This window comes from Yimella sp. RIT 621, from assembly GCF_004146205.1.
In the GTDB taxonomy this organism is placed as follows: domain Bacteria; phylum Actinomycetota; class Actinomycetes; order Actinomycetales; family Dermatophilaceae; genus Yimella; species Yimella lutea.
Window position 1 is genome coordinate 196,325 of record NZ_SEIP01000005.1, and the last position, 12,821, is coordinate 209,145.

Genomic DNA, 12,821 nt, shown 5'->3' on the forward strand with positions numbered 1-12,821 from the left:
CTGCTGCTCAGTCGAGGTCGGCCACCGGGACGACGTCCATCGGGAACGTACGTAGGGCGAGGAACTCGGTCAGCGTCACCCGATGCTCGCCACAGGCAAGCCAGGTCTTGCGTCGCGACTCGTCGTGGATCTTCGGGTTGCGCCACCGGATGCCCCACACCGCGTCCGCCGGACAGCCCTTCGCGCTGCAGCGCAGGGGCTGCCCGCTCACTTGGGTTTGTCCAGGTGCGAGATCGGGTCGGACGGACGCACCGAACCCAGCACGTCGATGCGTCGCTTGTTCGTCGCGTTGGCCAGCACGACCGCGAAGTAGGGGAGCAGCACCGCGCCCACCATGCAGATCACGGACGCCCACCGCAACGGGCCCCACAGCACGACCGCGAGCACGAAACAGACCGTGCGCAGGCTCATCGAGATCAGGTAATTGCGGATACGGGTGTCGCGGTCGTCCTTGACGGGCTTGGGCAGATTGGTCGCCGAGGGGACCTCGTCGTGGGGAAGCGTGCGCCGAGCCATGAACTCCACCGTACGCCTGTGCCGGCCCGGTGCTCGCGGCCGCCGTGGGTGGTTCGTTTCGGGCTTACCGAAAAGTAGTGGATACGGTCGACCCACCCTATTCAAGGAGAGTCAATGACTGAGCCCACCATTAGCCCGCGCAATGTCCTGGTGACCGGCGGAAACCGCGGTATCGGCGCGGCCATCGCGCAGGCCTTCCTCGATGCCGGCGACAACGTCGCGATCACCTCGCGGGACGGTTCCGGGCCCGAGGGCGCGATTGCGATCGCGGCCGATGTCACCGACAGTGCGAGCGTCGACGCCGCGTTCGGCGAGGCCGAGGAGAAGCTCGGTGGTCCGGTCGAGATCGTGGTCGCCAACGCCGGCATCACCAAGGACACCTTGCTGATGCGGATGACCGACGAGGAGTTCGACCAGGTGCTCGACACGAACCTCGCCGGTGCCTTCCGATGCGCACGGCGCGCGAGCAAGGGCATGCTCAAGCTCAAGCGCGGCCGGTTGATCTTCATCTCCAGCGTGGTCGGCCTGTACGGAGCGCCGGGCCAGGCGAACTACGCGTCCAGCAAGGCCGGTCTCGTCGGACTGGCCCGATCGATCACCCGCGAACTCGGCAAGCGCAACATCACCGCCAATGTCGTCGCTCCTGGGTTCATCGACACCGACATGACCCGGTCCCTGCCCGAGGCGCAGCAGCAGCAGTACCTCGCCGCGATCCCCGCCGGTCGCTTCGCCCAGCCGGACGAGGTCGCCGAGGTCGTGCGATTCATCGCTTCACCCGAAGCCGGTTACATCAGCGGTGCGGTCATCCCGGTCGACGGTGGCCTTGGCATGGGTCACTGACCCCAGCCGTCACCACACACGAATCACCAACAGAGAGAACGAGAATGGGCATCCTCGAGGGTAAGAAGCTGCTGATCACCGGTGTCCTGATGGACTCTTCGATCGCATTCCATGTCGCCAAGCTGGCGCAGCAGGAAGGCGCGACGGTGGTACTCACCAGCTTCGGGCGCACGATGAAGATCACTCAGACGATCGCGAAGCGCCTGCCCACCACGCCCCAGGTGATCGAACTCGACGTGACCGACAAGGAGCATCTCGACTCGCTCACCGAGCGTCTCGGCGAACACCTCGACGGGCTGGACGCGGTCCTGCACTCGATCGGTTTCGCACCCCCCGGCGCCTTCAACTTCATGGAGGGGAAATGGGACGACGTCGCCACAGCCGTCCACGTGTCGGCGTACTCGCTGAAGGCTCTGGCCGCTGCGACCGCGCCGATGATGACCGACGGCGGCTCGGTGGTCGGATTGACCTTCGACGCCAAGTTCGCCTGGCCGGTGTACGACTGGATGGGCGTGGCGAAGGCTGCGTTCGAGTCGACCAACCGGTACCTGGCTCGCGACCTCGGCCCGAAGAACATCCGCTGCAACCTGGTGTCGGCGGGTCCGATTCGCACCACCGCGGCCAAGTCGATCCCGGGGTTCGAGACCTTCGAGAACACCTGGAACGAGCGAGCACCGCTCGGCTGGGACGTCCGCGACCCCGAGCCGGCCGCGAAGGCCTGCGTCGCGCTGATGTCGGACTGGTTCCCGGCGACCACGGGTGAGATCGTCCACGTCGACGGCGGCGTGCACGCGATGGGACAGTGAGCCCCCGCGACGACAACGATCGACGGTCGGAGCCCTAGGCTGGTCGGCATGAATTCACCGGTCGAGATCACCGAGGTGCGGGTCCTGGAAGGGCCGAATCTGTACTTCCCCCGCCCGGCAGGAAAGATCTCGATCGAACTGCCCGGCTATCACCTCGCCGAGCGGGAATCGTTGCAGCAGTTGGGTGCTGCGCTGTCGATCCGCCGCCGGTCGGCGGGCGAACCTGGCAGTGTCGAACGACGCCAGTACGTCGCGTCCCTGGTGGAGCGCATCGTCCGGTCGATCGCCCGCGAAGCGGGTATCGCACGCCTCGGTCTGAGAGTGCGCCAGACGGGGGACGACTGCCTGGTCGTCGCGTTCGCCTTGCGCCACCGTGGACGGGCTCAACTGTTGGCCGACGCCCTCGGCGGGGCGTTGCCCGATCTGCTCGACGGCGCTGACGTCACCACGACGCTGTCGCAGGCGGCAGCACTTGTCCGGGGTGGCGACCAGGGCGCCCGGCTCAAGCCGCTGCGTCCGAAAGTGCCGATCGTCGCGATCACCGGCACCAACGGAAAGACCACGACAACCCGTCTCATCGCGCACCTGGCGATGACCGCCGGCCGCACGACCGGATGGAGTTCCACCGACGGGGTCCTGGTGCAGGGCGAGCAGATCGAACACGGCGACTACTCCGGGCCAGCCGGCGCCAGGGCTGCCCTGCGCGACGACGTCGACTTCGCAGTCCTCGAGACCGCGCGCGGCGGGATGCTGTTGAAGGGCCTCGGCACCGCATACAACGACGTCAGCGTCGTTACGAACGTCAGCGCAGATCACCTGGGGCAGAACGGTATCGACACCGTCGACCAGCTCGCCGAGGTGAAGGCGATCATCACCCGCGTCACCAAGCCGTCCGGTTGGGTGGTGCTCAACGGCGACGACCCGCGCGTGTGGGCGATGCGCAACCGGGCGAGCGCACCGGTGTGGTGCTTCTCACTCGACTCCGAATCGCCGTCGCTGCGGGAGTCGCGCGACAGCGACGGACGAGGAATCACTGTCGACGACGGACACATCGTCGTCCTCGAACCGGGGCACGGCCCGGAGCCCTTGATCGATGTGCTCGACGTGCCGATGACCTTGTGCGGGCTGTCCGAGCACAACCTCGCGAACGCTCTCGCCGGGACAGCCGCGGGACTGGCGGCGGGACTCCCCAGGGAATCAGTTGTCGAGGGGCTGCGCACCTTCGTGCCGGACGCCGCTCACAACGCCGGCCGGATGAACGTCTACTCGTTGCCGACCGACGACGGCGACGTCACGGTCATCCTCGACATGGCGCACAACGAAGGCGGCCTCGAGGCGCTGCTGCGCGTCGGCCGCGGTCTGTGCGAGTCGGGTTCGTCGTTGCTGCTGGGCCTCGGCACGGGCGGCGACCGCACCGACGAGATCCTGCGCAACCTGGGCGAGATGGCGGGCCTGGAAGCAGACCGAGTCCACATCGCGCACAAGGAGAAGTACCTGCGCGAGCGTTCGATGGACGACCTCGAGGCGAAACTCATCGAAGGACTCAACCGCGTCGGGGTCACGCCGGTCTCGAGCTCACCGACCGAGATGGACGGCCTGCAGGCGCTGTTGGACGACGCGCACGGCGGTGATGTGGTGGCGCTGATGACGCACGCCGACCGGGCCGAGTTGCACGACTGGCTGCTGCAGCAGGGGGCCACCGAAGACGCGCCAGAAGCGGTGCGGCACAAAGTGATTCGGGCGCGCGGTGAGCACGAGGCGGAGGCGCGCATCACTGCGCTGTGGGAGATCGATGACCCGCAGGAGCGGATAGTCGTCGGCACCCGGCTGCGGGACGACTACCCGGGCGACGCGCGGGTGCTCTACGAGTACGCCGGCACGTTCGACAGCGCCGGCGAGGAGGAGCCCGCGCTCGAGGCCTACGACCGCGCCCTGGACGCGGGCCTTCGCGAGCCCTTCCGCCGGCGGGCACTGATCCAGAAGGCGTCCACGCTGCGTCACCTGCGCAGGCTGGAGGAGTCCCAGGAGATCCTCGACGAGCTCGCCGCGGCATGGCCGGACAACGAGGCGATCGCCGCGTTCCGTGCGATCACCATGCACGACCGCGGTCTGGACGCGGCAGCACTGCACGATGTGCTGCTGATGCTGCTGCAGCACTCCACCGACGTGGACGTGGACCGCTACCGGCGTTCGCTGACCCGCTTCACCGGCGACATCTCCTGACCCCCGGGTCTGCGCGAACCTACTGATCGCGTGCGAACCCACCAGTACACCTAGTGGGTTCGCACGCAAGTAGTGGATTCGCGAGGTCAGTTCTGCGGACGCTCCATCGCTTCGCGGACCTCGATGTCGTCCTTGGCCATCGCCGACTCCGCCTCGGCCGCGAGTTCCTGCGGGTCGAGGTCGGGGTCGCCGGGCTGCTCGTCGCTGAAGCGTGAACCGGCCTGCGCCTTCTGGCTGAACGACTCCAGTTCGTTCAGCACCTTCGCGTGCTGGTCGACGCACAGCACGACCACGTCGCCAGGGTTGGCGCGCAGCACCGCATGACGCACCGCGTCGTGTTCGTCGAGCACGGTTTCGATCTGTCGGACGCGCGCACCGCCGGCCTGTGCTTCGCGAGCACCCTCGACCAACAGCGCGGCAGCCTCACCGGCGGGACGCCGGCGCAGGTTGTCGTCCTCGCGCATGATCAGCACGTCGAAGTGCTCGGCAGCGACCCGCGCCAATTCGCGGACGTCCTCGTCGCGGCGGTCGCCGGCAGCACCGATCATGCCGATGCGCGAGATGCGGTGGTCGGTCGAACCCTGCCGCTGGCCGACGTACGCTTCCACGAACTCGCCCAGTCGTTCCATGCCGGGCGGGTTGTGGCAGTAGTCGACGAACACCTCGGCGTTGTTGACCTCGAGGCGGTTCAGACGTCCGGGGGACAGGTAGTAAGAGGTGTCGAAGGTGCGCAGCCCCTGGCGGATGTCGTGCAGCGGCGCGCCGGCGGCGAACGCGGCACCTGCGGCGGCCAGCGCGTTGGCGACGTTCATGCGGGCCGCACCGTTGAAGGTCGACGGCAGCAGGTGGGTCCACGCCAGTGGCATCGACCGGCGACCCTGCTTCAGCACGATCATCTCGCCGCGCTCGGACGATTCGAGCACGACGGCGCGCGCACCGCGCCGGCAACGCTCGTCGATGAAGTCGCGCACCTCGGAGCCGGGGGGCTCCATCGAGAACCACACGATCGTGCCGCTGCAGCGGCGTCGCATCTTGCGCACCAGCGGGTCGTCTGCGTTGAGCACGGCATACCCATCGCGCGGAACCGCCTCGACCACAACGGATTTCACCGCGGCGAGGTCTTCGAGCGAATCGACGCCGCGCAGGCCGAGGTGGTCGGCCTGGATGTTGGTCACGACCGCGATGTCGTTGCGGTCGTAGCCGAGTCCTTCACGCAGGATGCCCCCGCGGGCGACCTCCATGATCGCGAAATCGACGCGCGGGTTCTGCAGCACCATACGAGCCGAACGGGGCCCGGACGCGTCCGCCTTGATCACCAGACGCTCGTCGATGACGATGCCGTCGGTAGAGGTCATCCCGACCTTGCGGCCGAGGCCCTTCATGATGTGGGCGAGCATGCGCGATGTGGTCGTCTTGCCGTTCGTGCCGGTGACCGCGACGATCGGTACACGCGACGGGGCACCGGGCGGGAAAAGCAGGTCGACGACCGGCTTGGCGATGAACTGTGGTTCGCCGACGGTCGGGTGCGTGTGCATCCGGAAGCCGGGAGCGGCGTTCACCTCGCAGATGGCCCCACCGGTCTCGCGCACCGGGGCGGTGATGTCGGGGCAGATGAAGTCGATGCCGGCGACGTCCAACCCGATCATCCGGGCGGCTTCCTCGGCGATCTCGATGTTGTCGGGGTGGGCGTCGAACGTGCGGTCGACGCTGATGCCTCCGGTCGACATGTTGCCGGTCAGGGCCAGCTTCACCATCTTGTCCGCGGGCGGAACCTCGTCCATGCCGAAGCCCTGCTCGCGGACGAGCTCGATCGCGGCGTCGTCCACCTTGATCCGGGTGAGTACCTTCTCGTGACCGACACCGCGTCGCGGGTCGGAGTTGGTGATGTCGACGAGTTCTTGCACGGTGTGCTCGCCGTCGCCGACAACGTGCGCGGGGACGCGCTCGGCGATCGCCGCCATGCGTCCGCCGATGATCAGGCAGCGGTAGTCCTTGCCGGTGATGAACGACTCCACCTGGACGACGCCGCGCCGCGACTGCGCCTGCGCGATCACGAATGCGTCCCGCACCTCCTCGTCGGAGGTGAGGTTCAGGACGACGCCGCGTCCGTGGTTGCCGTCGAGCGGCTTGACGACCACCGGGAAGCCCACGCGTCGAGCGGCGGACACGGCGCCATCGGCGGTGCGCACGGTCTCCGCCTTGGGCACCGGCAGCCCGGCAGAGGCGAGCAGCCTGGTGGTGAGGTTCTTGTCGCCGGCGATGTCGACAGCGAGTGCGGAGGTCTGCGAGGTCATCGTGGCGCGGATGCGCTGGGCGTGCACGCCCTGACCCAGCTGGACGAGCGAGTGCTCGTTCAGGCGGGTCCAGGGAATGTCGCGGCTGACAGCCTCTTCGATGATGGCGCCGGTGGACGGCCCGAACGCGGTGCGTCCGGCGCGTACCAGGAACTCGTCGAGGGCGGTGGTGAAGTCGAAGCCTTCCTCGGGCTGCACAAGATGGTTGACCAGTCGCACCGCGAGTTCGCCCGCCGCCAGGCCCACCCGCTCGTCCATGAAGCCGTAGATGACGTTGTAGACACCCACCTCGTCGCGTACGGCTCGGGTCTTGCCGCGCCGCATGTCGTGGCCGGCCTCCTGCTGCAGTTGCAGGGCGATGTGCTCGGCGACATGGCCCAGCCACGTGCCCTCGCGCAGCCGCTCGACGAAACCGCCCCGTTGGCCGCGGGAACACGTGTGGGCTTCGATGTTCGGCAGCAACTCGACCAGCTGGTCGGTGAAACCGGGTAACAGGTTGGTCGGGTACTGCTCCAACACGCCGAGGTCGACGACCAAGTGGATGGCCTGCTCGTACGACCACACGTTCGGACCCCGGTACACGCGTGTCGAACGGATGGTGAGCTCCGGGGCCGCGGGTTCGGTCGGGGTCTGCGAAGGCGTTTGGGTCATGTGCTCACTTCCGGTTCAGGCTCGGTAGCCCCGTGCTGGTTCCGTGCTGTTTCCGTGCTGGTTCAGTGCTGGTTCAGTGCTGGGATCAGTGGTGCCGCAACGCGGCTGCGGCCGTGGCGGTGTCGTGCTGGTCGCGGCCGGACTGGACGGCGACATCGGCGTACTTCTCGACGAAGTCGACAAGCGTGGCGGTCTCCAGGTCGAAGGTGGCACCGAACGGCAACGTGTGGACAACGGCGCCGGTGACCAGCAGCGGTGCATCGCGCCGTGCTTCGTGGGCGTCGGTGATCGCCTTGCGGGCGTCGACCACGAACACCGCGCCGCTGCCGACGACGGTCAGCTCGGTTTCGTCGGTGATCTCTGCGGCGGTGTCCTCGTCGATGCCCATGCCCAGCAGTGACGGCGATCCGGCGACCAGAGACAGCAGGCGTCCGTACCGGGCGCGCTGGTCGAAGTGTTGGTCGACGATGACGCCGGGCAGCAGGCCGAGCCCGGCGGTGAGCTGCGACGACCGCTGCCGCGGGGTCACGCCTTCCTCGCCCATCGAGATCATGAACTGGCTCATGATCGACGCACCCGCGGACGTGCCGGCGATCACTGCCCCACGTTGATAAGCGCGCAACAGTGCGGCGCCGAGCGGCGTCCCGACGATCAACTGGCTCAGCTTCAGCTGGTTGCCCCCGGAGATGAAGATGCCGGTGGACTCGTCGACGCGTCGGATGAGTTCCTCGTCGTTACTGGCGATCCGGTTGCGCGGGTTGACCTCGTCGATCGACTCGCAGCCCAGTCGGCTGAAGACCGTCGAGTAGACCTCGACAACCTCGTCGGGCACGGACGACGCGGTGGGAATGACGACGAGTTTCGCCTTGCGTCCACCGGCCAGCCGGACGAAGCGACGCAGGATCGTGACGCGTCCGACCTTGTCCTCGGCGCCGCCGATGATGAGCAGGGAACGAGAACCTGGTTTACGCATGGTGGGGATTGTAGGCAGCGGTGGTTTCCACGGTGTCTGCTTCCTCCACATCGTCGCGGGAAATGCCGAGCAGGAACAGCACTGAGTCCAGGTAGGGCACGTTGACGGTGGTGTCAGCTTGCTGCTGAACGACTGGTTTGGCGTTGAAGGCGATGCCGATGCCGGCGGTCGCGAGCATGTCGAGATCGTTGGCGCCGTCACCGACAGCGACGGTGCGTTCGAGGGGGAGTCCGGCGAGGTCAGCCCACTCGCGCAGGGTGCGGGCTTTCTCGGCGCGATCGATCACCGGCCCGGCAACGCGTCCGGTCAGCCGGCCGTCCTCGATTTCGAGGGCGTTGGCGCGAGCGTGGTCGATGCCGAGTTCAGCCGCCAGCGGCCCGACGATCTCGATGAAACCGCCGGACACGACCCCCACGGTGTATCCGAGACGCCGGACCGTGCGCACCAACGTGCGGGCGCCGGGTGTCAGGCGCACCTGGTCACGTACCTCGTCCAGCACACTCACCGGCAGACCGGCCAGTGCCTCGACCCGGGCGTGCAGGCTCTCGGTGAAGTCGATCTCACCGCGCATCGCCCGTTCGGTGACGGCGGCAACTTCCTGTTCGCGTCCGGCGTGCCGGGCGAGCAACTCGATCACCTCGTCCTGGATCAACGTGCTGTCGACATCCATCACCAGCAGGCGGCGTCCACGGCGCGCCAAGCCGCCCGCGGCTACAGCGATGTCGATACCGAACTGCGCTGCAACCATTGCGAGTTCACGCTTGAGTTCGGCGACATCGGCGCCGGACGCATCGAATTCCATGGCCGTGACCGGCGTGCGTGCCAGCCGGCGGATGCGGTCGATGTTGGCGCCGGATGCAGTGATGCGATCGGTGACCGCGCCGACCGCCTTGACCGACAACCGATCACCGAGCACGACGACGTACGCGCGTCCAGGACGCCGGGGTGCGTTGTCGCCGTGGCCCTCGACGAGGTGAAGGTCGAGTTCGTGTTCGTGCGCCCAGGCGTCCAGTCGCGGCCTGGCGTGCAACACGCTCTCGGCGTTGCCGAGCAGGGCGCACAGCGTGAGTCGGCCACGCACCACGACTTGCTCGAGGTCCAACACCGGTGCATCGGAGGGCAATTGGCGCAACAGAGCGTTGGTAATGCCCGGCTGGTCGACTGCGGAAACCGTCAGCAGGAGGGTGTCGACCGAAGCCGACGGAACAGCGGCCCCGGTCACGGGAGGATGACCGTCCCCTTGCCGACGACGACGATGCCGGACTCTGAGACGGTGAACCCACGGTCGCGGTCGTGCGCATGATCGATGCCGATGTTCGTACCCGCCGGCACCACGACATCCTTGTCGATGATCGCGCGCCGGATGCGGCAGTTGCGGCCGATCTCAACGTTGTTCAAGACCACCGAGTCGCTGACCTCGGAGAAGCTGTGCGTGCGGACGTTAGGGGACAGTACCGAGTTTCGGATCGTCGATCCGCTGACGATGCACCCCTGCGACACGATCGACCCCACCGCGTAGCCGGCGATGTCCGAAGCGCCCGTGGTGAACTTCGCCGGCGGGAAGTTGCCCGGGCTCGTGCGGATCGGCCAGTCGTAGTTGTAGACGTTGAAGATCGGGTGGATCGAGGTGAGGTCCATGTGCGACTCGTAGTAGGAGTCGATGGTGCCGACGTCACGCCAGTAGCCGAAGTCGCGCTCGGTCGCGCCGGGCACCTCATTGTCCTTGAAGTCGTAGACGTAGGCCTCACCGCGGTCGACGAACCAAGGGACGATGTCGCCACCCATGTCGTGATCGCTGGACTCGTTGTGGGCGTCGGCGGTGACTGCGTCGACGAGGTCCCTGGTGGTGAAGATGTAGTTGCCCATCGAGGCGAGCACTTCGTCCGGGCTGTCCGCCAGGCCCTCCGGGTCGGACGGCTTCTCCAGGAACGCACGCACCTTGCCCGGTGTCTGCGGGTCGAGGTCGATGACGCCGAACTGGTTCGCCAGCGAGATGGGCTGGCGTATCGCGGCGACGGTAGCGGCCGCCCCGGACTCGATATGCCGGCTGAGCATCTGGCTGAAGTCCATACGGTAGACGTGGTCGGCGCCGACGACCACGACGTACTCGGGCCGCTCGTCATGAATCAGGTTGAGGCTCTGGAAGATCGCGTCGGCCGAGCCGGCGAACCAATGTTTGCCGACGCGCTGCTGCGCGGGCACGGGAGCGACATAGTTGTCGAGCATCGTGGACATGCGCCAGGTCTTCGTGACGTGCCGGTCGAGGCTGTGCGACTTGTACTGGGTGAGGACGACGATCTTCAGGTAACCGCTGTTCACCAGGTTCGACAACGCGAAGTCGATGAGGCGGTAGATGCCGCCGAACGGGACGGCCGGCTTCGCACGATCCTGCGTCAGCGGCATCAGACGTTTGCCTTCGCCTCCGGCGAGGACGATGGCCAGCACTTTCGGACCCTTGGAAACCATGGGTCCAACCTATGACGTTCGAGGTCGTCGGTGCGGGGAACGTCCGGTCGACGTCCGCAGACATCTCGCACCCTGGGCAGCGGTAGCGTTTCGAGCATGCGAGTGGACGTGCTGACCAAGGAGTACCCACCCAACATCTACGGCGGGGCCGGTGTTCACGTCGCCGAGCTCGTCCGGGCGTTGCGCGGCATCGGGCAGGAGGTGGCGGTGCGAGCGTTCGGCAAACCGCAGGACGAGCCGGATACCTACGGCTATCCCGATCTGCCGGAGTTGGCGGACGCGAACGGTGCGCTCAAGACGCTCGGCGTCGATCTCACGATCGCGCAGGACTGCGGTGAGGCCGACCTGGTGCATTCGCACACCTGGTACGCGAACATGGCCGGTCACCTGGCCTCGATGCTCTACGGCATCCCACACGTGATCAGCGCACATAGCCTGGAGCCGCTGCGTCCGTGGAAGGCCGAGCAACTCGGCGGCGGCTACCAGGTTTCGTCGTACGTCGAGCGCACCGCGTACGAGCACGCGGCGGCGATCATCGCGGTGAGCGACGGCATGCGCAAGGACGTGCTGCGGTGTTACCCCGACATCGATCCCGACAAGGTGCGAGTCATCCACAACGGCATCGACTCCGAACTGTGGCAGCGGGATTCGTCGGACGAGGGCAAGGAGATCGTGCGAAAGCACGGCGCCGACCCCGACAAGCCGTCCGTCGTGTTCGTCGGACGCATCACTCGCCAGAAGGGCATGCCCTACCTGCTGCGCGCCTGCCGCGAACTGCCGGACGAGGTCCAGCTCATCCTGTGTGCCGGGGCGCCGGACACCCCGGAGATCCTGCAGGAGGTCAAGGGCCTCGTCGACGAGCTGCGCGACAACCGCACCGCACCCGTCATCTGGATCGACGAGATGCTTCCGCGCAAGGAAGTCATCGCACTGCTCTCTGCTGCAACGGTTTTCGTCTGCCCATCGGTGTACGAGCCGCTCGGCATCGTGAACCTCGAGGCAATGGCCTGCGAGGCCGCGGTCGTGGGAACGGCGACCGGTGGCATCCCCGAAGTCGTTGCGGACGGCGAGACCGGTTGGTTGGTCCCTATCGAACAGGTCTCCGACGGCACCGGCACCCCGGTCGACCCCGACAAGTTCGTCGCCGACCTGGCCGCGACACTGAACGAAGCCGTCTCGGATCGGGAGGAAGCCGAGCGTCGTGGCCGCGCCGGTCGCGAGCGTGCCGTGGAGAAGTTCGGCTGGGACGCGATCGCCGAGAAGACCAAGGCTGCATACGAGGAGATCGTCGCTCAGTCCTCCAAGAGGGACTGAACGCTCAGATCGGGCGGTGGCTTCGATGAGGTGGCGTGTCGAGTGCGCCACGAACGGACGACCGGCCCGCATCTGCGCGTCCAGCTCTCTGAGTGGTTCCTCGTAGCGGGAAACGCCGTCGGTGAGGTGGGTCATGACCCGCGCTCGTCGAAATCGGTTGTGGCTGAACAGCGGTTCCGGTGGACTGAGCCCATGACCGAAACTGTCAGCATCCGTCCGCTCCGCGTGACCGACGCCGGCGAAATGGCCATCGTTCTCGCCGATCGCGACCTCTACGAGTTCACCGGCGGTGAACCGCCGAGCCGGTCCGAGCTGGAGAGGCGTTACGCCGCCCAGGTCCGTGGGCATTCTGCGGACGGAACCGAGGTATGGATCAACCACGTCGTCGTCGCCGGTGGACAGCAGGCGGCTGTGGGTTACGTGCAGGCGACCGTTCCAGCAGGTGGGGGGCCGGCCGAGATTGCTTGGGTCATCGGCCGACCGTGGCAGCGTCACGGCTACGCGACCCGGGCGGCCTCGTTACTCCTCGAGGAACTGCGCGCGCGAGGAATGGAGGAGATCGTCGCTCACATCCACCCGAATCACGAGGCGTCCCAGCGCATCGCGCGTCATCTGGGATTGCAACCTACCCAGATCACGGAGGACGGTGAAACGCGCTGGGTCGGCCGCGTGGGATAAGAGGGCTTACCCTCTGCAATGCAGCAAAGTGCCTACGTGGTGGCCAGGTCGAGCAGCCAC

General features: G+C 67.0%; 11 protein-coding genes. 5 read left to right on the plus strand and 6 right to left on the minus strand.

Annotated elements, in window-relative coordinates:
* Positions 1–7 precede the first annotated feature (7 nt).
* Both EU513_RS06810 and EU513_RS06815 read right to left on the minus strand, forming a co-directional pair.
* Positions 8–211, minus strand: a complete 204-nt coding sequence (locus EU513_RS06810; RefSeq protein ID WP_129625132.1) for a hypothetical protein — start codon at positions 209–211, stop codon at positions 8–10.
* Positions 208–516, minus strand: coding sequence for a DUF3099 domain-containing protein (locus tag EU513_RS06815; protein WP_129625133.1), 309 nt, complete (start codon positions 514–516; stop codon positions 208–210). The genes EU513_RS06810 and EU513_RS06815 overlap by 4 nt, the downstream gene beginning before the upstream one ends.
* A gap of 114 nt (positions 517–630) precedes the next feature.
* Here EU513_RS06815 and fabG point away from each other — a divergent pair, with 114 nt between their 5' ends.
* The 3 genes from fabG to EU513_RS06830 are packed head-to-tail and all read left to right on the plus strand — an operon-like array spanning position 631 to position 4,385.
* The gene (gene fabG, locus EU513_RS06820) at positions 631–1,356 is read left to right on the plus strand and encodes a 3-oxoacyl-ACP reductase FabG (protein ID WP_129625134.1); all 726 of its coding nucleotides are present in this window, start codon (positions 631–633) and stop codon (positions 1,354–1,356) included.
* Positions 1,357–1,400: 44 nt separating this feature from the next.
* On the plus strand, positions 1,401–2,162 hold the full coding sequence (gene fabI / locus EU513_RS06825; protein WP_129625135.1) for an enoyl-ACP reductase FabI: 762 nt from the start codon (positions 1,401–1,403) through the stop codon (positions 2,160–2,162).
* A 48-nt stretch (positions 2,163–2,210) separates the two neighbouring features.
* Positions 2,211–4,385, plus strand: a complete 2,175-nt coding sequence (locus tag EU513_RS06830; RefSeq protein WP_129625136.1) for a tetratricopeptide repeat protein — start codon at positions 2,211–2,213, stop codon at positions 4,383–4,385.
* A gap of 86 nt (positions 4,386–4,471) precedes the next feature.
* On the opposite strand, the gene cphA is transcribed toward EU513_RS06830, so the two are convergent.
* The 4 genes from cphA to glgC form a co-directional block, all read right to left on the minus strand.
* A complete protein-coding gene (cphA, locus tag EU513_RS06835; RefSeq protein ID WP_129625137.1) occupies positions 4,472–7,330 on the minus strand; it encodes a cyanophycin synthetase in 2,859 nt (952 codons plus the stop codon).
* An 85-nt stretch (positions 7,331–7,415) separates the two neighbouring features.
* On the minus strand, positions 7,416–8,303 hold the full coding sequence (locus tag EU513_RS06840; protein WP_129625138.1) for a cyanophycinase: 888 nt from the start codon (positions 8,301–8,303) through the stop codon (positions 7,416–7,418).
* The gene (gene serB / locus EU513_RS06845; RefSeq protein WP_129625139.1) at positions 8,296–9,525 is read right to left on the minus strand and encodes a phosphoserine phosphatase SerB; all 1,230 of its coding nucleotides are present in this window, start codon (positions 9,523–9,525) and stop codon (positions 8,296–8,298) included. The genes EU513_RS06840 and serB overlap by 8 nt, the downstream gene beginning before the upstream one ends.
* On the minus strand, positions 9,522–10,769 hold the full coding sequence (gene glgC / locus EU513_RS06850; RefSeq protein WP_129625140.1) for a glucose-1-phosphate adenylyltransferase: 1,248 nt from the start codon (positions 10,767–10,769) through the stop codon (positions 9,522–9,524). The genes serB and glgC overlap by 4 nt, the downstream gene beginning before the upstream one ends.
* 96 nt (positions 10,770–10,865) lie before the next feature.
* On the opposite strand from glgC, the gene glgA reads away from it, so the two are divergent.
* Both glgA and EU513_RS06865 read left to right on the plus strand, forming a co-directional pair.
* Positions 10,866–12,083, plus strand: coding sequence for a glycogen synthase (gene glgA, locus EU513_RS06855; protein ID WP_129625141.1), 1,218 nt, complete (start codon positions 10,866–10,868; stop codon positions 12,081–12,083).
* Positions 12,084–12,275: 192 nt separating this feature from the next.
* Positions 12,276–12,761 (plus strand): GNAT family N-acetyltransferase, encoded by a 486-nt coding sequence (locus tag EU513_RS06865; protein WP_129625142.1) that lies wholly within the window; start codon positions 12,276–12,278, stop codon positions 12,759–12,761.
* Positions 12,762–12,821 lie beyond the last annotated feature (60 nt).